The organism is Gemmatimonadaceae bacterium, from assembly GCA_040882285.1.
Lineage (GTDB): Bacteria > Gemmatimonadota > Gemmatimonadetes > Gemmatimonadales > Gemmatimonadaceae > JACDCY01.
Window position 1 is genome coordinate 39,349 of sequence record JBBEBQ010000025.1, and the last position, 21,423, is coordinate 60,771.

The 21,423-nt window shown below is 67.6% G+C and carries 18 protein-coding genes; 12 read left to right on the plus strand and 6 right to left on the minus strand.

The features are described from left to right. Positions 1–113 precede the first annotated feature (113 nt). Together WEA80_12195 and WEA80_12200 are read left to right on the plus strand one after the other, a co-directional pair. Positions 114–491 carry a hypothetical protein gene (locus WEA80_12195; protein ID MEX1187342.1) on the plus strand — a complete coding sequence of 126 codons (378 nt, stop codon included), beginning with the start codon at positions 114–116 and terminating at the stop codon, positions 489–491. Next, on the plus strand, positions 488–925 hold the full coding sequence (locus tag WEA80_12200) for a Fur family transcriptional regulator (GenBank protein MEX1187343.1): 438 nt from the start codon (positions 488–490) through the stop codon (positions 923–925). Before WEA80_12195 ends, WEA80_12200 begins: the two co-directional genes overlap by 4 nt. Here WEA80_12200 and WEA80_12205 read toward each other — a convergent pair. Genes WEA80_12205 through WEA80_12215 form a run of 3 tightly spaced genes read right to left on the minus strand, consistent with a single transcriptional unit; the run spans position 918 to position 3,853 of the window. Further along, entirely contained in the window at positions 918–1,307 is a 390-nt protein-coding gene (locus WEA80_12205) for a response regulator (protein ID MEX1187344.1), read from the minus strand. The genes WEA80_12200 and WEA80_12205 overlap by 8 nt on opposite strands. After that, positions 1,294–2,112: a HAMP domain-containing sensor histidine kinase gene (locus WEA80_12210; GenBank protein ID MEX1187345.1), complete on the minus strand. Its 819-nt coding sequence runs from the start codon at positions 2,110–2,112 to the stop codon at positions 1,294–1,296. Before WEA80_12210 ends, WEA80_12205 begins: the two co-directional genes overlap by 14 nt. Before the next feature lie 16 nt (positions 2,113–2,128). Next, entirely contained in the window at positions 2,129–3,853 is a 1,725-nt protein-coding gene (locus WEA80_12215) for an ABC transporter ATP-binding protein (GenBank protein ID MEX1187346.1), read from the minus strand. 156 nt (positions 3,854–4,009) lie between these two features. Between WEA80_12215 and WEA80_12220 the strand changes: the two genes are divergently transcribed. Next, entirely contained in the window at positions 4,010–4,864 is an 855-nt protein-coding gene (locus WEA80_12220) for a hypothetical protein (GenBank protein ID MEX1187347.1), read from the plus strand. A 94-nt stretch (positions 4,865–4,958) separates the two neighbouring features. On the opposite strand, the gene WEA80_12225 is transcribed toward WEA80_12220, so the two are convergent. After that, on the minus strand, positions 4,959–6,578 hold the full coding sequence (locus tag WEA80_12225) for a gamma-glutamyltransferase family protein (GenBank protein ID MEX1187348.1): 1,620 nt from the start codon (positions 6,576–6,578) through the stop codon (positions 4,959–4,961). Between the two features lie 70 nt (positions 6,579–6,648). Further along, on the minus strand, positions 6,649–7,362 hold the full coding sequence (locus WEA80_12230) for a hypothetical protein (GenBank protein ID MEX1187349.1): 714 nt from the start codon (positions 7,360–7,362) through the stop codon (positions 6,649–6,651). A 99-nt stretch (positions 7,363–7,461) separates the two neighbouring features. Between WEA80_12230 and murQ the strand changes: the two genes are divergently transcribed. From murQ to WEA80_12270, 8 genes are all read left to right on the plus strand, one after another. Then, complete coding sequence (murQ, locus tag WEA80_12235) at positions 7,462–8,376, plus strand: N-acetylmuramic acid 6-phosphate etherase (protein MEX1187350.1); 915 nt, start codon at positions 7,462–7,464, stop codon at positions 8,374–8,376. After that, positions 8,376–9,512, plus strand: a complete 1,137-nt coding sequence (locus WEA80_12240) for an anhydro-N-acetylmuramic acid kinase (protein MEX1187351.1) — start codon at positions 8,376–8,378, stop codon at positions 9,510–9,512. Before murQ ends, WEA80_12240 begins: the two co-directional genes overlap by 1 nt. After that, entirely contained in the window at positions 9,509–10,969 is a 1,461-nt protein-coding gene (locus WEA80_12245) for a glycoside hydrolase family 3 N-terminal domain-containing protein (protein MEX1187352.1), read from the plus strand. Before WEA80_12240 ends, WEA80_12245 begins: the two co-directional genes overlap by 4 nt. Before the next feature lie 17 nt (positions 10,970–10,986). Continuing rightward, on the plus strand, positions 10,987–12,759 hold the full coding sequence (locus WEA80_12250) for a sodium:solute symporter family protein (protein ID MEX1187353.1): 1,773 nt from the start codon (positions 10,987–10,989) through the stop codon (positions 12,757–12,759). 446 nt (positions 12,760–13,205) lie between these two features. Further along, on the plus strand, positions 13,206–14,990 hold the full coding sequence (locus WEA80_12255) for an N-acetylmuramoyl-L-alanine amidase (protein MEX1187354.1): 1,785 nt from the start codon (positions 13,206–13,208) through the stop codon (positions 14,988–14,990). A gap of 228 nt (positions 14,991–15,218) precedes the next feature. Continuing rightward, positions 15,219–17,711 (plus strand): vitamin B12-dependent ribonucleotide reductase, encoded by a 2,493-nt coding sequence (locus WEA80_12260; protein ID MEX1187355.1) that lies wholly within the window; start codon positions 15,219–15,221, stop codon positions 17,709–17,711. Positions 17,712–17,861: 150 nt separating this feature from the next. After that, complete coding sequence (locus WEA80_12265; GenBank protein MEX1187356.1) at positions 17,862–18,050, plus strand: hypothetical protein; 189 nt, start codon at positions 17,862–17,864, stop codon at positions 18,048–18,050. Between the two features lie 75 nt (positions 18,051–18,125). After that, positions 18,126–18,692: a DUF3575 domain-containing protein gene (locus tag WEA80_12270; protein ID MEX1187357.1), complete on the plus strand. Its 567-nt coding sequence runs from the start codon at positions 18,126–18,128 to the stop codon at positions 18,690–18,692. A gap of 52 nt (positions 18,693–18,744) precedes the next feature. Here the strand turns inward: WEA80_12270 and WEA80_12275 are convergent, their stop codons facing one another. Continuing rightward, a complete protein-coding gene (locus WEA80_12275; GenBank protein ID MEX1187358.1) occupies positions 18,745–19,944 on the minus strand; it encodes a DUF2911 domain-containing protein in 1,200 nt (399 codons plus the stop codon). A gap of 112 nt (positions 19,945–20,056) precedes the next feature. Here WEA80_12275 and WEA80_12280 point away from each other — a divergent pair, with 112 nt between their 5' ends. After that, entirely contained in the window at positions 20,057–21,367 is a 1,311-nt protein-coding gene (locus WEA80_12280; protein MEX1187359.1) for a PQQ-dependent sugar dehydrogenase, read from the plus strand. The last annotated feature ends 56 nt before the right edge of the window (positions 21,368–21,423 follow it).

Here is a 21,423-nt window from a genome sequence, read left to right on the forward strand (position 1 = left end):
AGTGACTCATGGCCGCAAAGTGCATAGCTTCGAAGTTGCAGTTCACTAGTCACTAGTCACTAGTCACTAGTCACTAGTCACTAGTCACTAGTCACTAATCACTAGTCACCGCCTTGAACGACACCACCGAACGCTTCCTGCGCGAGATCGCCGAGAACGTTGCTCCGGAGACCATCTCGGAGGTGCGCCTCTTTCCGGCGATCCGGCAGGGTCCCGTTGAGACCGGAGTGGCCGTGGTGGCCGCGCACCCCGACGCGAACGCGGAGATCACCCCCGACCGCCACACCGTCTACACCGCCCGGTACCGGCTCGCGGTCAAAGGCGCCGATCGGGGCAAGTGGGAGTTCGAGATTCGCGCCGACGCCGACGCGCCGCTGCCGACGGTCGACGCCGTGGTCGACGGGGTGATGCGGCGCGCTGGGGAGTCGTTCGAGCCCGAGCGCATATCAGCGCACGCGTTCCGGAGCATCCTGGCGAATCCGGTGCAGTGAACTCCGCGCTCGAGAGCTTCGCCTCGTACCTGCGGGACCACAACCTGCCGGTCACGCCGCAGCGGCTCGCTATCGCCGATGTGGTGCTCGGCTCCGCGAGCCACCTCTCGGCTGACGACGTGGCCCGGGAGCTGAAGAGCAGGGGTGCCGCCGCGGGGCTGGCCACGGTGTACAGGACGATCGAGGTGCTGCTCCACAGCGGGCTGGTCGTCGAGCGGGACTTTGGAGAAGGGTTCAAGCGGTACGAGCCGGCGCGGGACATGCCCCACCACGAGCACCTGCTGTGCTCCGTATGCGGCAGGGTCACGGAGTTCAGGGACGAGCGGCTGGAGCGGATGACGACGTTGATCGCGGAGCAGCACCGATTCTCCAGACAGGGACACCGTCTGGTGATCTACGGGACGTGCGCCGAGTGCAGGAGAGGACTTACGTAGCTGCTTTGACGGCCGCCAGCAGATCGGCCGTCGTCGTGGGCTTGAGCAGGACCGCCTCGCATCCCGCCGCGGCGCAACGTTCCCGGGTAGCCTCGTCCGCGTGACCGGTCAGCGCGATGACGCGCGGCTGCGCGACGCCGCACTCGCGCCAGCGGTGCAGGATCTCCATCCCGTCCTCGCCGTCTCCGAGCGAGACGTCGAGCAGCACGACCCGGGGCGTGTCGTGCACGCCGACCTGCACCGCTTCCGCCACGTTGGCCGCCGCGCTGACCCTGTAGCCGCTGTGCTCGAAGAAAATGCGCAGCGCGTCGGTCACGTCGGTGTTGTCCTCGACCAGCAGCAGGTGCGGCCGCGAGCCCGCGCTATCGTCAGACAGCGAGATAGGAGCTGGGGACGGAAAAGAAAAAGCGACTGCCGCGGCCGAGCTCGCTCTCGAGCCAGATCCGGCCGCCGTGCACCTCGACGAGCTGCCGCGCGATCGTGAGGCCGAGCCCGGTGCCGTGATGCGCGCGCGACGGGGAAGCGTCCACCTGCGCGAATTCGCGAAAGATCAGATCGTGATGCTCGGGGGCGATGCCGACCCCCGTGTCGCCGACCTCGATCACCAGCTCCGGCCTCTCCTCGTGGACAACCATGCGGCCGTTCACCCAGATCCGGCCGCCGGCCGGAGTGAACGCGATGGCATTGCCGAGAAGATTCCCGAGGATGTGCGCGATCTTCTGCCTGTCGGCGCGGAGCAGCGGAACTTCGCCCTCGACCGAAGAGCTGAACTCCAGATTCTTGCGCGCGAGCAGCGACGTGTTGAGGATGCGTATCTGCTCGATGAGATCCTCCAGCGAGAACTCGCTGATCACCAGGTCGAGCTGATTGGCCGAGCCTTTGGCGTAGGTCAGGATCTCGTTTACCATGTTGAGCACCTGCCGGCCGCCCGCGATGATGCCGTCTATGCTCCGGCGCTGCTGCTCGTTGACCTCGCCGATCATGCCGTCACGGAGGATCTCGGCGTGCGTCACGATGGCGGTGAGCGGCGTGCGCAGGTCGTGCGAGATGTTGGACAGGAACTGCGTCTTGAGCGAGTCGCGGACCCGCAGCTCGTTGATCAGCCGCATCGCCTCGAGGCTCTGATTCTCGAGGGCGGTAAGATGCAGTTCCCAGGGGGAAGTTTTCTCGAGCTGCGTCACGCTCATCGGGGGGCTTTCATCGTCAATCAATAGTAGGGCTCGCCACCGAAGCCGCCAGATGTTGCTCCCCGACCTCCTCGATCGAATCGACGAGCTGTTGCCGCCGGAGCAGCGACCAGTACCGGCCTCCGCGTGCCAGCAGCTCGGCGTGCCGCCCGTGCTCCACCGCGCGCCCCCCATCGAGCACGACGATGTGATCGGCGCCGCGCAACGCGCTCACGCGATGGGAGGCGATGATCGCCGACCGCGTGTCTCGCACCGACTGGAGGGCGCCGAGGATGTCCGCCTCCGTCCGCGTATCCACCGCCGACAGGGCGTCGTCCAGCAGCAGCACGGCGGGCCGGCGCGCGAGAGCGCGGGCCAGCGTCACCCGTTGCTTCTGGCCGCCGGAGAGGTTGATCCCGCGCTCCCCCAGCATGGTCTCGTACCGCGCCGGAAACTCCGAGACGGTCTCGGCCAGCTGAGCCAGGCGGGCGGCTTCCATCCAGTCGCGCTCGCTGCGCGCGCCGTACCCCAGGTTGGCCGCGATCGTGTCGCTGAATACCAGGCTCTCCTGCGTCACGTAACCGATCTCCGCGCGCAGCGCCTCCAGATCGAGCTCGCGCAGCGGAACTCCGTCCAGGAGAATCTCCCCTTCCTGCGGGTCGTACAGCCGGGGGATGAGATCCATGAGCGCGCTCTTTCCGCTGCCCGTCGCGCCGGCGATCCCGACGGTTTGGCCCGGCTCGCAGATGAACGAGACGTCGCGGAGGACCCAGCGCGGCTGCTCTCCCTCGGGCGCGGGATAGTGGAAGCCGACGCCGCGGAACTCGATTCGGCGGCCGCCGGCCGCGAGCGGCACCGGCCCGGTGGCATGCCCTGCCAGCGCGGAGCGGGAGTCCAGGATCTCGTGCAGCCGTCCCATCGACGCTTCGCCGCGCTGGAACAAGTTGATCACCCACCCCAGTGCGATCAGCGGCCACATCAGCATCGCGAGGTACAGGCTGAACGCGACGAACGAGCCGATGCTGAATACCCCGCGCATCGCGAGGAGCCCGCCGATTCCGAGGACGATTGCGGTCGCGATCCCCGCCAGGAGCCCGAACACCGGGTGCAGAATGCCCCAGAGCCGCACCAGCGACATGTTCCGGACGAGGTACTCGTCGTTCAGCCGCGCGAAGCGCTCGATCTCCGCGTCCTCCTGCCGGTATGCCCGGACGATGCGAGCGCCCGCGAGGTTTTCCTGCGCCCGCGTTGTAAGCGTGGAGAAGTGCTCCTGCACCGCCTCGAACCTGTCGTGCAGCGCCTTGCCCATCCGGATTCCGATCACCGGGAGCAGCACCATCGGCAGCAGCGCGAGCGCGGTGAGGAGCGCGTTGATCCGCAGCATGAAGGCGATGGCGAACACGCCGCCGAAGATGGTGTTGGTGAGGTACATCACGGCGGGACCGACGGCCATCCGCACGGCGCCAAGGTCGTTGGTCAGCCGCGCCATGATGTCGCCCGTCCTCGTCGCGCCGAAATACGAGGTGTCGAGCGTCGTCAGCCGCGCGAACAGGTCGTTCCGGAGGTCGAACTCGATGCGCCGGCTCGCGCCGTTGAGCAGCTCGCGCATCCCGTAGCGCAGCGCGCCGCCCACGACCGCGACTACGGCAATCGTGCCCGCGTATCGCCATGCGACTCGGGCCGGCTCACCCGCGCCCATGGCGTCCAGCGCCTGTCTCAGCAGCCAGGGGATTACGCTCCAAACGGCCGACGAAAGGACCACCAGAGCGAGGCCCCAGAGAACTTCCTTGCGGTAGGGGGCGTAATATGGAACTAACCGTCTAAGGTGTTTCAGATAAGGCACATGAATTGCCCCGATTTACATTGGAAGCACCCAAGCCGATCATGACGGCAATCCCAGTCTCGGAGGAGACAGATGTTGAAATATACCCGCCTGTTTGCGGCGCTTTCCCTGACCTTCGTGGTCGCCGCATGCGGCGACGACAGCAGGGACGACACGCTGGCGACAGACACGACTCTCAATCGTGACCTCGAGCTTGCGAACGTAGACACGGGCGTGCAGCCGGCGTTGACGGACGTCCCGTCCGCGGCCGAGCCGGCCCCTGCCGCACCCGCGCCGCGAACCACGACGACACAGCCGCGCACGACGACTCGCACGACTCCGAGGCCCACGACGACCAGCACGGCTCCCCGGACCACCAGCAGCGGCAACGTCTCCACGGCCGGAACGGGCACCGCCGAGCGGTCGATGGGAACCATCGCCGCGGGCTCCACCGTGAGCCTCAGCTCGAGCACGCGGGTCTGCACCAATACGCACAAGGTTGGCGACAGATTCACCGCCACGGTCCGGCAGAGCGTGACTGGGAGCAACGGGGCCGTAATCCCCGCCGGGGCGACAGCGACGGTCGAGATCACCTCGCTCCACCGCAGCGACAACGTGAATGATCCGATAGTGGTAGGCGTGGCGATCCGCTCGATCAGCTTCGGTGGGCGGACGTACGCGGTCAGCGGCACGACGAGCTCCGCGCAGGTCGACCGGGTTCGCAGCAGCACCACCCGTGACGACGTGAAGAAGGTCGCGACGGGCGCCGCCATCGGCGCGATCGCGGGCCAGATACTGGGCCGCGACACGCGGGGGACGGTGACCGGCGCGGCGGCCGGTGCCGCGGTGGGCGCCGGTGCGGCGGTCGCGACGGCGAACTATGAAGGGTGCATTCCCACCGGCGGCGCGATCACGGTCTCGCTGAACAACTCGGTGCAAGTGCATACGTAACAACGTGACTAGTGATTAGTGACTAGTGACTAGTAACTGCTTTCTGTTTGTTGCAGTAACTAGTCACTAGCCACTAGTCACCAGTCACCGCTTTTCAGTGTCCCGCCGCGCTCCCTGAATAGCGCGGGTCCACCACTCCTTCCCAGCCGTTGCCACGGCGCGCCACGGCGATCACACGGCCGATGTAGGGCAGCGTGTCGGTGCGAATCGGCTTCAGCTTGTAGCCCATGGCGCCGAGTGAGTCGAGCACGGCCGGCGCGAACCCCCGCTCGAACCAGACGGAGTCGGGACTCACGACGTGATGCACGCGCGGCGCGCGCATGGCGTCGAGCAGCCTCATCCGGTGATCCACCACGTTCACGATGAGCTGCACCACGCTGGTGATGATGCGCGGGCCCCCGCGCGATCCGATTACCAGCAGCACGCGGCCGTCGGGGTCGAGCACGATGGTGGGAGCCATCGAGCTCATCATCACCTTCCCGGGCGCTATCGCGTTGGCTTCCGCGGCCATGATCCCGTCCGCGTTCACGGCGCCGGGGCGGGCAGCGAAGTCGTCCATCTCGTCGTTGAGAAAGAAGCCCGCGCCCTCGACGAACACGCCGGAGCCGTAGATGTCGTTGATCGTCGTCGTCAGCGAGACGACGTTGCCGAAGCTGTCGGCGACCGCGATGTGTGTAGTCTCGTTGCCCTCGCGCACCGCGGCACGGGCCGCGCGCGTGGTCGTTGCCCGGGCAGGATCAATCGTGCGCGCGAGCCGCCGGGCGTATGCCTTGCTGGTCAGCAGCTCGGTGGGGATCGGCGCGGCGTCCGGGTCGCCGATCAGCTCGTTCCGGTCGATGAAGGCCCGCTGAAATGCCGCGAGCAGCAGGTGCGCGCGCTGCGCCGTCCCGAAGGGCGGCAGGTCGCCGAACGCCTCGAGGATGTTGAGCGACGCCGCGACCGCGATTCCACCCGAGGCCGGCGGCGGCATGCCGATCACGGTATGTCCGCGGTAGGTAGTCTCCAGCGGTGCGCGCCAGCGCTCACGGTAGGTCGCAAGATTTTCGGCCGTGATGAGCCCGCCTCCCCGGCGCATCTCCGCGACGATCAGCTCCGCGATCGGTCCCCGGTAAAACGCCGCGGCGCCGGCGTGCGGCGCGATCCGCGCGCGCTGCCCGGCGATCGTACGGCTGAACGTGGTGTCCACGATGAAGCCGTTACGCGCGAGCGCTATCGCCGGCGCGATCGCTTGCTCCCGGCTCACCGACCCGAACCGCTCCAGCGCCGCGAGCATTCCCGCGACGGCACTCGGAACACCTGAAGCGAGATGACTGCGGGTGCTCGCGCCCGGGGGCACTCCCGGCTGGGAGAACATGGCGCGCGTGGCCGCCGCCGGCGCGCGCTCGCGAAAATCGAGCGCAGCCGTGCTGCCGTCCGCCAGCCGGACGAGCATGAACCCGCCGCCGCCGATGTTGCCGGCCTCGGGGTGTGTCACCGCCAGTGCGGAGGCGACCGCGACCGCGGCGTCCACGGCGTTCCCGCCGCGCCGCAGGATCTCCACTCCGACGGCGGTAGCCAGCGAGTCGTTGCTCGCGACCATGCCGTGTTGGCCGAATGCCGCGGTGGCACTCGCGCCGAGATTCCAGCCGGGCTCGAAGTCTCCGCTGCCCGCGGCGCTCCCGCGGGGAAGTCCGTGGCATCCGACCGCAAAAAAAACGCAGGAAGCGACGAGCATCCGTCGCGCCCCGCGCATACCACCTACAACCCTCTGCCTCAGCATGGCACCCGGAAGCAGGCCCGTGGCGTCAGCGCCTGCGTCTCACGCCGGTGCGCGAGCGCGTGCCGAATCCCTGCCGCAGGCTGATGCGGAAAGTCCGCGGCACGAGCGTGTTCCGCTGATCGCTGGAGAGCCCGTCGCGGCTGTGGTACACGAGGCCGATGTCGTATACGCCGACGACCGAGGTGCGCGGCGAGAAGGCGTAGCCGAAGCCGTAGCTGAAAGTTCCCGAGAGCGCATTGACCGCGTCCGTCGGGCGAAGCTCGACGCCGTCGCTCGTGCGCTCGAAGTTGGCGTACCGCGTGACGCCGATGCTGCCGCCGTACACCTGATGAAGGCCCATCCCGCTGCCGGCCTCGAAGTTCACGCCGAGAGAGTACACGTCGACCTCCGCGTCGCAACGTCCGCAAAACGGCGCGGGATTTTCGGGATTGGGATCAACCGTAAAGTTGGCGAAGTATATGATGGGCGCTCTGACGTATGTCCCTGCAAGACCCACGGCCATGCCGTTGGAGAAAGCCTTCTCCAGCGACGCGCGGTACAGCGGCGACGTGGCGTTGCCGAAATCCCAGGTGGTCTGGGAGTCGCCGTCGCTCACGCTGTTCGCGGAGAAAGCGCCGATCCCGACCGAGATCCAGTTGGCCGGCGGCCCCGGCGCGGGCTGCTGGCGACGGATTTGCGCATCGGCGCTGCCGGCGAGGCCGACCAGCGCAACCAAACCAAGTGCAATGACCCTATTCATGAACACTCCCGTTATTCTTGCAGGCGTGGAATCGCGCCCGGTAAGTTACTCCCGTGCAGCGCACTGCATCATTGCGCGACGGCTGACGCTCACCGCATAGTGAGCCTTGATCCGCGCGAAACCGAGCGGCGTAATCCGCGTACCGCGGAGATAGATCTCGCCGGTCCGTTGGAGATCGTCGATCTAATAAACGCCGAAGACCGATCCGTTCCCGACGCCGTCGCCGGCCAGCGGGAAGCGATCGCGCGGGCCATCGAGATCGCCGAGCAGTCCTTCCGCGCGGGCGGCCGCCTCATCTACGTGGGCGCGGGCACCTCCGGCCGCCTCGGCGTGCTCGACGCCAGCGAGATCCCGCCCACTTTCGGCGCGCCACCCGAGCTGGTCCAGGGCATCATCGCGGGCGGCCCGCCCGCCTTGACGAGATCGCAGGAAGGCGCCGAGGACGTCGTCGGGAACGGAGCGAAGGAGATAGATGCGCGCGCGGTGGGGCCGAACGACTTCGTGCTCGGCATCGCGGCGTCGGGGACCACGCCGTACGTGCGGGCCGCGCTGGTGCGCGCGCGCGAGCGCGGCGCGAAGACCGGCATTCTGTCGTGCTCCAACATTCCTGGCGATTTCACCGAGGCGGTGGATGTGGTGATCCTGCCGATCGTCGGACCGGAGGTGGTGACCGGGTCGACGCGCATGAAGGCGGGGACGGCGACCAAGCTGGTGCTGAACACGATCACCACCGGCGCGATGATCCGGCTCGGCAAGACTTTCGGAAACCTCATGGTGGATCTGCGCGCGACCAACGACAAGCTGCGCGACCGGAGCGAGCGGATCGTGATGGAAGTGTGCGTCGTCACGCGCGAGGCCGCGCGCGAGATCCTGAACGCGGCGGGCGGCAGCGTGAAGCTGGCGATCGTCATGCACAAGCTCGGCGTATCGCGCCCGGACGCGGAGCGGGCGCTGGAGCAGGTCGGCGGGGTCATCCGAAAAGTGGTGCCCGGTCCGCCGCCACCGGTCGGCTGATGCCGGAACGCCGTCCGCTCGTGCTCGTCGGCCTCATGTCCGGCACGTCGCTGGACGGGATCTCGGCGGCCGTCGTGCGGTTCTCGGAAGGGCCCGCCTCGCGAATCGAGTCGGATCTGCTGGCCTTCACTTCCACCCCGTATTCGCCCGAGCAGCGGCAACGGCTCGGCGCCGCTCTGCACGGGACGAATCCCGCGGAGTACTGCAGGCTGAACTTCGAGCTGGGCGAGTGGCTGGCCGCGGCGGCCGTGACGGCGATAGCGGAGGCCGGCATCGCGCGCGCGGACATCGCGGGCATCGCGTCGCATGGCCAGACCGTGTGGCACGAGCCCGGACATTCCACGTGGCAGTTCGGCGAATCGTCGGTGATCGCGGAGCGGACGGGCCTGGACGTGATCAGCGACTTCCGGGTGCGCGACGTCGCGGCGGCGGGGCAGGGCGCGCCGCTGGTGCCGATAGCCGACGCGCTGCTGTTCTCCTCCGACACCGGCTGGCGCGCGCTGCAGAACCTGGGCGGAATCGGCAACGTCACGGTCGTTCCTCCCGGCGGTGAGCTGACCGGCGTGCGCGCATTCGACACGGGGCCGGGCTGCGCGGTGATAGACGGCGTCGTGCGCAAGCTGTTCCCGGAGCTGCCGTTCGATCGCGATGGCGCGATCGCCGCGCGGGGCAAGCCGGTGGACTCGATCGTGACCCGCCTGCTCCAGGACCCGTATTTCAGCGCCCCGCCCCCGAAATCCACCGGGCGCGAGCTGTTCAGCATTCCGTACATCGAGCAGCTGATCGAGGATTGCCGCGCGGCGGGCGCGAGTGACGAGGACGTCGTCGCGACCGCGGTGGCGCTGACCGCGCGCAGCGTGGCCGATTCGTATCGCCGGTTCATGCCCGAGCCGGTCGAGGAGGTGCTCGTCTCGGGCGGGGGGGCGAAGAACCCGACGCTGGTGGCCGCGATAACGTCCGCCGTGGCGCCGCTGCGTGTGACCGATTTCAACAAGGCGTACTTCGACGGGGAAGCAAAGGAGGCCGTGGCATTCGCGTTGCTTGGGTATCTCCACCTCATGCGGATCCCGGCGAACGTTCCGACCGCCACAGGAGCCCGAGGCCGGCGCATCCTGGGCAAGCTCACGCCCGCATGAGCGACGCGCGCGAGCTGCTGCTCCCGGCTATCCGGTGGGACGCCGACGCCGGGTACGACAGGGAGCGGGCGGTGATCGAGCACGCGCTGGAGCTGGCCGTCGGGGGATTCGCGCTGTTCGGCGGCGAGGCCGAGGAAGTCGCCAAGCTGACCAGCGAGCTGCGGGAGCGGTCGAGAATTCCGCTGCTCATCGGCTCGGATCTCGAGCGCGGCGCCGGGCAGCAGTTCCAGGGCGCTACGGGATTGCCGCCGCTCGCGGCCATCGGCTCTCTCGACGACGTGGACGCCATTCGCCGCGCAGCCGCCATCAGCGCGCGGGAAGCGCGCGCGCTGGGGGTCAACTGGATCTACGCCCCCGTCGCCGACGTCGACCTCGAGCCCGACAATCCGATCATCGGAACGCGCGCGTTCGGCGGCGACGTGCGGAGAGTCGCGCGGGACGTGGCAGTGTGGATCGAGTCGTGTCAGAAGGAGGGCGTGCTGGCGTGCGCCAAGCACTTTCCCGGACACGGCCGCACCACCGCCGACTCGCACGCGACGCTGCCTACCGTGACCCTGGACGCGGAGGAGCTGCGCGCCACCGACCTCGCGCCGTTCCGCTCCGCGATCGCGGCGGGAGTGGCGAGCGTGATGTCGGCCCATATCTCGTATCCCGCGCTGGATCCTTCAGGCGCTCCGGCCACTCTGTCGCCGCGAATACTCGGCGACATCCTTCGCGGCGAGCTCGGCTACGAGGGTCTCGTCGTCACCGACGCGATGATCATGGAGGGCGTGCTCGGAGAGGGTGAAGCGATAGCCGCAGTTCGCGCGCTCCGCGCCGGGTGCGATTTGCTGCTGTACCCAACCGACCTCGACGCGGTGGCCGAGGCGGTGCAGCGCGCGCTCGACGACGGCGAGCTGGAGGTCGGGCGGATACGCGCATCGGCGGAGCGCAGGACGGCACACGCGCGCGACGCGTGGCAGGGGCCGTCCGACGTCTCGAAACTGGGCGAGGACCGCGCGTGGGCCGAGGAGCTGGCGCAGCGGGTGATCCACGGGGTGCGCGGCGCGCTGCCGGGCCCGCTGACCGCCGTGGAGCTGACCGTGGTGGACGACGACGTCGGGGGGCCGTATCCGCCGCCCTCCCGCGAGCCGTTCTCGTCGGAGCTTAAGGCGCGCGGCGCCGCGGTGCGCGAAGCGGAAGGAAGCACCGGCGACGACGCCACGGCGGTCATCGCGCTGTTCGGCGACATCCGGTCGTGGAAGGGCCGGCCGGGTTATTCCGCGGCATCGCTCGACGCCGTTCGCGCCGCCGTCGCCCGCGCCCGCGACCGCGAGCAGGAAATCGTGATCGTGCAGTTCAGTCATCCCAGACTCGCGGCGTCCATCGAAGCCGCCGTGCCCGTCGTCTGCGCATGGGGCGGAGAGTCCGCCATGCAGCGCGCGGCTGCGCGCTGGCTGACCAGAAGCCGGAAATGAACTGACGGAGGAGGACTGTGCGCGGCGTTGACTGGCTCATAGTGATCGGCTACATGGTGCTGACGCTCGCGCTCGGCGTGGTCCTCGCGCGGAAAGCGTCGGGCAGCATGGCCGACTTCTTCGTCGGCGGGCGGAACGTAAAGTGGTGGCTCGCCGGGACGTCGATGGCTGCCACGACTTTCTCCATCGACACCCCGCTGTACGTGGCCGGCGTGGTCGGGACGCGCGGCATCGCCGGCAACTGGGAATGGTGGTCGTACGGGCTCGCGCACGTCATCATGATCTACATGTTCGCGCGTCTCTGGCGACGCGCGGAGATCGTGACCGACAACGAGCTGACGGAGCTGCGGTACGGCGGCCGTCCCGCCGCGACGTTGCGGGCCGTGAAGGGTTTTTTGTTCGCCGTCGTGATCGGCTCGATCGGAGCGGGCTACGCGATGCTGGCGATGGTCAAGGTCGTAGACGCGCTGCAGATCTTCCCAGGGCTCGGGATCGATGCGGGCGACGCCACCAAGCTGTGGTCGATAATCGGGATCAGCGTGATCGTGCTGTTCTACGCCAGCGCGGCCGGGCTGTGGGGCGTCGTGGCGACGGACTTCTTCCAGTTCTTCCTCGCGCTAATCGGCGCGATCATCGTCGCGGTCGCCGCCGTGAACCACGTCGGCGGGCTCGGCGAGATGGTCTCGGAAGCCCAGCGGATCACCGAGTTCGACGCGCTCGCGTTCACGCCATTCGAGTTCAGCCGGGACGGGTTGATCAGCTTCTCCAAGACGGCGGGGATCACGGCGAGCACCTTCTTCGCGTACGTGACCGTGCTGTGGTGGGCGTTCCGCCGGTCGGACGGCGGTGGGGAGTTCATCCAGCGGCTGTCCTCCGTTCCCAATGAGCGCGACGCGGAGAAGGCCGCGTGGTTCTTCAACATCATGCACTACGTGGTACGCACGTGGCCGTGGATCATCGTCGCGCTCGTCGCGCTGGTCGTGTACCCGGACCTGGAAGACCGTGAGCTCGGCTACCCGCGGCTGATGCTCGACTTCCTGCCGGCGGGATTGCTCGGGCTCGTGGTCGCCTCGCTGCTCGCGGCGTTCATGAGCACGATGTCGACGCTGATCAACTGGAGCGCGTCGTACATGACGAACGATCTGTACGGCCGGTTCATCCGTCCCGAGGCGACGCAGAAGGAGCTCGTGTTCGCCGCCCGCGTGTCGTCCGCGATCGTGACGGCGATCGCCGGATTCGCCGCGTTTCAGGCGGACAGCATCGCGACCGTGTATCGCCTGATTCTCGCCGTGGGCACGGGCCCCGGGCTCGTGCTCATTCTCCGCTGGTACTGGTGGCGCATCAACGCCTGGGCCGAGCTGTCGGCGATGCTGGCGGGATTCATCGTCGGGTTCCTCACGTCGGTGGACAACCCGATTTACACGCTGAAGATCGCGGATTTCGGCATGCGCCTGTTCGTGACGGCCGGCGTCACGCTGCTGGTGTGGGTGCCGATCATGCTCGCCACGAAACCGGAGAGCGACGAGAAGCTGGACGCGTTTTACCGCCGTGTGCGTCCCGGCGGACCGGGCTGGAAGCGGCAGCGCGAGCGCACGGGCGAGGCACCGGTGCAGAACCTGGCCGCCGACATCCAGCGCGTTGGCGCCGGCGTAATGATCCTGTTCGGTTTGATGTTCGCCACGGGCGCGCTCCTGCTGTACCGCTGGACGACGCTGGTGGCGATGCTGGTGATGACGGTGGTGGGGCTGCTCTGGCTCCGGCGGTCGGGCGCGAGCTCGGTGGCGAGATAGGGAACGGCGCTGCGTGCTGCGTGCGGCAACTGCGCAGCGTGCTGCGTAGTTAAGTCGTGTCCCGCCGCAACTGGATAGAGTCCGGCGGCCACGGAATCGACGGCCGCGTATCCCGGGGCGGAGGGGGCTGCTTGAGCACCGGCTCGGACTGAGCAGGCGTCTGCCGAGCTGGCGGCGTCGAGCCGGCCGCAGTCACGGACTCCGCCGGGACGGGCTGAGAAGCCGCAGCGGGCTCTCCCGGCACAGTGAGCGCCGCGGAGTCGGGTAAATCGTTCTCCGGGCTTCCAGAGCCCGTACAGCCCGCGAGCGCGGCAGCCGCGGCCGCGATAAAAAGTCGTTTCGTCTGCCCAAGCATGGCGCGCTCCATTTGACCCCTCCAGAGGCCGGATATTTGCTTACCCCAGTCTGAGCTAAACCAGGCCGACCATTCCGTTCCAAGGCAAGCTATGCTCAGACTGAGAGTTCTGCCGCTGCTCGCACTTGCGGCGGCATGCGCGCCCGCCTCCCGCGTTCCGGTTCCTGGTCCCATGCCCGGCCGCCCTCCGGCGCCCGTAAACCCGAGCCTTCCTCCGATCCCCCTCGTGACCGGGCCCATGGAGATCAAGGTGGTTTATCCGACGCCGAACTCCGTCGTCGCATCCCGCGACTCGAACTTCATCTTCGGCTCGATCGGTAACGGCAACGCGGCGCTCTTCATCAACGGCGAGCCCGTGCCTGTTTGGCCCAACGGAGCGTACCTGGCGTTCCTCCCCGTGCCTTCCCGCGACATGTCGCGGTACGACATCGTCGCGGTGCTCGGCCGCGATACCTCGCGACTGTCGCATCCCATCCGGCTGCTTCCTCCGCCGGACACGACGACTCCGGTGACGCCCGCTCAACCGCAGCCAGTCGATACGGCCGTGCGGTACGGCATTTTGGTGGGGCCGACGACCGTGTCGAACGATACCGACCGCGTGGTCACCGGCCAGCCGTCGCCGGATCCCAACATCGTGCGCTACTTCCTGTTCCCCGGGACGGTCGTGCGCACGCAAGGGACGGTCGGCAACGAGACCGTGGTGGAGCTGGAATCGTCAGTGAGGTTCCGCGTCGCCAACAGCCAGATCCAGGAGCAGCCGGCCGGGTACGAGCCGCCGCAGGCGATCGGCCGCGACACGATAATCCCATACGCCGAGTCGGTGGATCTGATAGTGCCCGCGCTGGCGCCTCCCGCTTACTACGTGCGGGTCGACAGCTCGCGGCTGACCGTCACGTTGTTCGGCGTGACGCCGTTCGCGCCGCGCACGGAGGGAAGCCGGGTCATCCAGGATCCGCTGTTGCGAAGCATCAGCATCGCGCATGGTCAGGGGCGGACCGAATACATCCTCGATCTGTCGGGCCCCGTGTTCGCGTATCAGCCCCTGTTCGAGAATGGCAACTTCGTTCTCAAGGTGAGACGGCCGCCGGTGATCGACCCGTCGGCGCCGCTGCGCGGCCTGCGGATCGCGATCGACCCCGGACATCCAGGGCTGGAAGGACAAGCCGGCGGCGCGACCGGCCCGACCGGACTGCCGGAGCGCGAGGCCGTCGTCCCGGTCGCGCTGCGCGCGCGGGATCTGCTGATCGAGCGTGGCGCGGAGGTGCTGCTGACCAAGACGGAGCCGGAGCAGGCCGTGGATCTGAATCTCCGTCCGACGATGGCGAGACGCGCGAACGTGCACGCGCTGGTGTCCATCCACTACAACGCGTTCCCCGACGGTGTGAATCCGTTCGTGAACAACGGCACGAGCACTTACTCCTTCCACGCGCACTCGGCGCGGCTGTCGCAGCTCGTGCACGAGGCCATGATCCGGAACATGCATCTCGGGGATCTCGGCACGCGCCGCGCGAACTTCGCGGTGGTGAGGCCGACGTGGTTCCCGGCTGTCCTGACGGAGGCGGCGTTCATGATGCTGCCGGACCAGGAGCACGCGATGAAGACGGCGGAGTATCAGGACGCGCACGCGCGCAGCATTGTGGAGGGTTTGGAGCAGTTCTTCCGCGAGCTCGGAGCATCACAATCCGCTACCGTGCTTCCGAGCAAGTCTTCTGAGCCGCCGCCGGCCGTCGTCGCCCCGCCTCGCGCCGACGATGGGGCGGGGAGCCGGCGCTCCAAGATCTGTAACGCTTTGAAAGATTTAGTGTTACGCCGCCGAGCCGGGGTGAGCGACGCGGAGCAGGCAGGGCAGTGCGGAGAAGTCTCTCTCCACCGTTGAAAACCTGACCCCGCGCGGACATTCGTGATGCCCGGCGGGTAACCTTTTGTGGCATAACAGGTTAAATTCAACTGGCGCGGATACACGTACTCGGATACGTTGACCCCCCGCGCAAAAGTGGTCGATTTCAGGCGCGAAAAGATTGCAGCACAAGGCTTTGAGTCCTTTTCGTACCGAGCGACCCGGCAAGGTGCGTTGTAAGCTTACCGAGAGCGGAGAATTCAGAAGATGGCCGTCGCACTCACCCCTCCTACGGCGCCCGCGGAGCTGAATCAGAACGCGCGGACCGTGATCGAAAAGCGCTACCTCATCAAGGACGTCGCGGGTAAGCCCACCGAGCGGCCCGAGGACATGTTCTGGCGCGTATCGACTACGGTAGCCGAGGCCGACAGGCGCTACGGCGCCAGTGAGGGGGCGATGACCGCGCTGGCCGAGGAGTTTTACGGGCTCATGACGCGCCGGCGGTTCGTGCCGAACTCGCCGACGCTGATGAACGCGGGCCGGCCGCTGGGCCAACTCTCCGCGTGCTTCGTGCTCCCCGTCGAGGACGCGCTGTCCAACGGGCAGAACGGCATCTACGACACGCTCCGCTCGATGGCGCTGATTCACCAGTCGGGCGGCGGAACCGGTTTCTCCTTCTCGAAGCTGCGCGGCAGCGGGTCGATGGTGCGCTCGACGACGGGCGTTGCCTCCGGCCCCGTCTCGTTCATGAAGCTGTACGACGCGTCCACGGACGCGGTGAAGCAGGGCGGCACGCGGCGTGGCGCGAACATGGGAATTCTGCGCGTCGATCATCCCGACATTCTGCAGTTCATCGACTGCAAGGAAGACCTGACGCAGATCACCAACTTCAACATCTCCGTCGCGGTCACCGACAAGTTCATGGACGCGGTTAAGGCCGGAACGGAATACGATCTGGTGGATCCGGCGAGCGGCGACGTCGTCAACCGGCTCGACGCGCGCATGGTGTGGGACAAGATGATCGAGGGCGCTTGGCGGACGGGCGAGCCCGGCTGCTTCTTCATCGACGAAGCGAACCGGTACAACCCGGTGCCGCACGTCGGCCCGTACGAGGCGACGAATCCGTGCGGCGAGCAGCCGCTGCTGCCGTACGACGTGTGCAACCTGGGCTCGATCAACGTCGGTTACTACGTGCGCGACGGGAAGACGGACTGGGACGCGATGCGCTCGGACATCCACCTCTCCGTGCACTTCCTCGACAACATCATCGACGTCAACAAGTATCCGCTGCCGGAGATAGACGCGCTGTCCAAGCGCATCCGCCGCATCGGCTTCGGCGTGATGGGCTTCGCGGACGCGCTCGTGCGACTCGGCATCGCGTACAACACCGAGGAAGGGATCGAGTTCGGCCGCAAGCTGCAGCATTTCGTGGACGTCGAGTCCAAGCGGGAGAGCGAGCGGCTGGCCAACGACCGCGGTCCGTTCCCCGAATGGGCGCGGTCGATCTGGGGACCGGACGAGACGAGCGAGCGCGACGAGCGCGGCGCCCGCATCCGCCCGATGCAGCTCCTGCGCAATTGCAACGTCAACACGATCGCGCCGACGGGAACGATCTCCATCATCGCCGGCTGCTCGTCGGGAATCGAGCCGCTGTTCGCCGTGGCGTTCATGCGCAACCAGGCCGGCGCGATGATGCCCGACGTGAACGAGGACTTCCTCGCCATCGCGAAGCGCGAGGGCTGGCATTCTGACGTGCTGATGGAGAAGATCGCCAGGGAAGGGCACATCCACTTCGATGAGGTGCCGGAGAAGTGGCAGAGCGTGTTCGTCACGGCGCACGACATCACGCCGGAGTGGCACGTGCGCATGCAGGCGGCCTTCCAGGAGCACTGCGACTCGGCCATCTCCAAGACGACGAACTTCCCGCACGTCGCGACTCCCGCCGACGTGCGCGCGATCTACGAGCTGGCGTACGAGCTCAAGTGCAAGGGCGTCACGGTGTACCGGGACGGCTCGCGCGACAACCAGGTGCTGTCCACCGGCGCGACGGAGAAGGCCAAGGCCGAGCGCGAGGCGGGCAAGTCGAGCCGCGCCGCGACGGGCGACCTGCACGGCACGATCGCGGAGCTGAGCGCCGAGGTCGAGCGGCTCAAGGTTGCGCTGTTCGAATCGGAGGCCGAGAACCTCCAGCGTCGCACCAAGCGGTCGCGCCCCGACAAGCTGCGCGGCACGTCCATCCGCAAGGAGACGCCGCTCGGCACGATGTTCGTGCACATCACCGAGGACGACCGCGGCCAGCCGTTCGAGGTGTTCATCAACCTCGGGAAGGCGGGCGGCGCCGCGATGGCCGACGTGGAAGCGATGGGCAGATTGATCTCGCTCGCGCTCCGGTCCGGGATTCCGCTGCGCGAGGTGCACCGCCAGCTCCGCGGGATCAGCTCGGATCGCGCGGTCGGAATCGGCGCGAACAAGGTGCTGTCGGTTCCGGACGCGATCGGCATCGCGCTCGAGGAGTGGCTGCGCGAGAAGCAGGGGGTGCAGCAGGATCTGCTCGCCTCGGGAATGACGCCGCCGCTCGGCACGCCGATAACGGTGACGGCACCGCTGGCATCGTCGGAAGGCGCGCAGTCGCAATACGCTTTCGACGAGCTGGCGCACGATCAGGCGTCGTTCGGGACGTGCCCGGACTGTGGCTCGTCGCTGGAGTACGCCGAGGGTTGCGCGAAGTGCCACGTGTGCGGGTTCAGCGAGTGCGGCTGATCTGAACCCGACCAGCCGTGCTCCACGGCGCGGCAAGCAGTAAACAGCGCGCGATTGCCCTCACGGGCGCGTCATGGAGAGGGAAGGCTTCGAGCGCGATGCCCAATATTCCGGTTGACACATTCCCTGCCTACGGGCGGTATTAAGCGCATGGATAAAAAAGCCATCGAAGCGCTCGCCAGAAAAAACGCCGCCAAGGCGGCGAATACGTCGGGCCGGAAAGGATTCGGCAAGAAGTACGATCCGAACCTCAAGGACGAGCCCACGGACCAGGCGACGCTCAAGGAGCGGCAGGAGCACGAGCGATTCTTCAAGGAGATGCGGAAGCGCGAGTTCTAGCCCGCGCGGAGCAACCCTCGTGCCCCGGTGTATTGGGACTGGGCGCATCGAATTCCACTCTCGCAAGGAACCTACATGACAGCTTTTTTTCGTCCGCTCGCGATCCTACTGGCGAGCGCAGCCGCCGCCCCGGCGCTGCTCGCTCAGGACACACAGCCCGCACCCGTGCGCCTCAGCTTCGAGCAGCCCGCCGGCGCGAGACTCGTCACCGGCATCGCCACGATCAATCCGTTCGCGATCATCTTCGGCGGATTCAACGGAGACGTCGAGATCAACGTCGGCACCGGTACCACGGGCGCCATCAGCGCGACCTACTTCACGGATGACGACATCGATTACAAGTCCGTCGACTTCACCTTCCGCTACTATCCCGGCGAGATCAATCCCAGAGGCTTCTCTGTCGGAGCCAGCCTCGGCTATCTCGACCAGGGCCGCGACCGGGACGTCGTCGGCGAGCCGTCGGAGGGGAAAGGCATCGCCATCGGCTTCATCGGCGGCTACAACTGGCTACTCGGCAAGAGCGAGCGGCTGGCGATCGCCACGGGCCTCGGCGCCAAGCGGCTGTTCGTGAGCAAGGACAAGTATCCGAACGCGCAGGTCGCGGCCATCACCGGCCGGCTCGGCATCGGACTGTCGTTCTGACGTCCCGCCGGTTGCCGCGAAAAGAACGGCGCCTCGGTGGCGCCGTTTTTTTTTAGCGAATCGTGAAGCCCGCTTCCGCGAGAGTCCTGTCCCATGCCAGCCGGATGCGCCCTCCGCCTCCCTCAGGCACGAGGGCGATGGTGAAGGTCTCCACGACTTCGCTCGATTCGCGCACGCGCATCGGGATCCGCGCGATTACCATTGCCGGGTCGACGGCGCTGCTTCCCCACTGGCCGGTTTGCCGGCTCACGAGCAGCGTCCAGCTGTCCGGCGACGGAATGGTATGCAGCGTGTACGTGCCGGCCGGAACGACCGCCGCGCCGAACTGAAGGTCGCGGCTCGTCGTGAAATGGGTGGCGAGATTGGCGCCGGTGCGCCAGACAGTGTTCCAGGGCACGACGTTCCCGAAGATCGTGCGACCGCGCTTCGTCGGACGTCCGTAATCGATAGTCAGCCGCGCGCCGGCCAGCTCGGCGAGCACGGTGTCGCGCCCCGACAGGCTGCCCACCACTCCCGCCGCGCGCTCCCGCGCGGCGAACGCGCGTGACACCGAGTCGATGTCGATCCAATCGATGCGGGTTCCGACGTAGCCGAGCGACGAGCCGGTCCCGTCGAGTGCGGCAAGCCGTCCGTCCGGGCCGAGGATGACGCGCATCACCCCCGAGATCTGGCTCCACAGCGTGACTGTATCCCGCGCGACCCGCTTCACCACCAGCGGATATGCGCCGAGCCGCATGGACATCGTGCCGACGATTGAATCACCCACGACGCGTGGCGCCCGCAGGGCCAGCAGAACGTAGTTAGGAAACCACAAGTTCCCCGGCAGCGAGATCACCACGTCCGCGCGATCAGGCAACCTGAGGAATTGCTTGGCGGCGCCGAGGCCGAGGCTGTAGATCGTGGAGTCGGCGGAGAAGGTGACGGTGGCGCTGTCCCGCGCGATGCCGGCGCGCGGGCTGGCCGGGTCGAAGGTCGCGACGGCGATGGACGACAGCGTCCCGTCCGGGTTCAGCTTGGCGTCGATCGTCCGGAACGCGGCGGCCGGGGCGCGCACGACCGATTCCACGTACATTCTGCCCGGAGTGAGCTCGAATCGCTCGACGAACAGCGTGTCGGGGCCGAGGCGCACTATCAGGGCGCCGCGGTCCGTCCCGGGCGGAATCTGCTGCCGCGCCGCGCCGCACGCGGCAGCGGGCACGGTCGCGGCAATCACCACCATTACGGGCGCTATCTTTCGACACAAGCGTTTCATGGCGTCCGCCTTGCGGTCAGGGGTGGTGAATTGCGCATGGGCCAGCGAAGGTTCATGTCGCGCATTCGTCCCGAAACTACACCGAGATCGAGGTTCATACATCATGTGTTGCATGCGAAGTGAATTCCGGGTGTCCGCCATCGTGGCGATTCTCGCGTCCGCCGGCTGCGCCGCGCAGAACCCGGCCGCCGATCAATCGGGCGCGGCGATGCAGCTCGGGCCGGCGTGCGGCACCGCGGGGCTCACGTTGCCCGCCGGGTTCTGCGCGACGATCTTCGCCGACTCCATCGGCGCGGCGCGGCACCTCGTGGTCGCGCCGAACGGCGACGTGTTCGTGGCGCTGCAGCAGGCGCGGCGGAACTCGGCGGTCGAGGGCATCCCGCCCGGGGTCATGGCGCTGCGCGACACGAACGGGGATGGCGTCGCCGACGTCAGGCAAAGGTTCGGATCGGCCGGGAACACCGGAATCGCGCTGCACGGCGACTTTCTGTACGCCGACGTCGGCACCGCCATCGTCCGCTACCCCAAGCCCGCCGGCGCGCTGACGCCGACCGGAGCGCCGGACACGGTGGTGAAGGGGATGCCGTACACGCCGGGACACCGCGCGCGAAACTTCGTGATCGCGAGCGACGGGTCGCTGTACGTGAACATCGGCTCGCCGACGAACGCGTGCCAGGTGCAGGATCGGCAGCGCGGGTCGCCGGGAGTGAGCCCGTGCGCGGAGCTCGAGCGGCGCGCGGGGATCTGGCGGTTCGCCGCGAACAGGCTCGGCCAGGAGTTCAGCCCCGGCGCGAGGTTCGCGACGGGGATCCGCAACGCGACCGGCCTGGCGATCAACCCCGGCGACGGCACGCTGTATGCGGCGAGTCACGGCCGCGACAATCTCTCCTCCAACTGGCCTGAGCACTTCACGGAGCAGCAGAACGCGGAGCTGCCCGCGGAAGAGCTGCTGCGCGTGACGCGCGGGGACGATTTCGGCTGGCCGTACTGCTACTGGGACGGCCAGAAGAGAGTGCGCGTGCTGGCTCCGGAATACGGCGGCGACGGCAGCCAGGTCGGCTTGTGCGCGACGAAGAGGGGGAACGTGGCCGCGATGCCGGCGCACTGGGCGCCGAACGCGCTGACTTTCTACACGGGCTCGATGTTCCCGGCGAAGTATCGCGGGGGCGCGTTCATCGCGTTCCACGGCTCGTGGAACCGCGCGCCGCTCCCGCAGGGCGGCTACAACGTCGTGCTCGTCCCGTTCACCAACAACACCAGCAACGGCGCCTGGGAAGTTTTCGCCACCGGCTTCGTCCCGGCCGACGTGCAGCCGAGCACCGCGCGGCACAGGCCGAGCGGCGTGGCGCAGGGACCGGACGGCGCGCTGTTCGTGACGGATGACGTCAGCGGGCGGGTTTGGAGGATCACTTACCGGAAGTGACTAGTGATTAGTGACTAGTGACTAGTAACCGCCGGCTAGCGAAGCGTCTCGGTGCA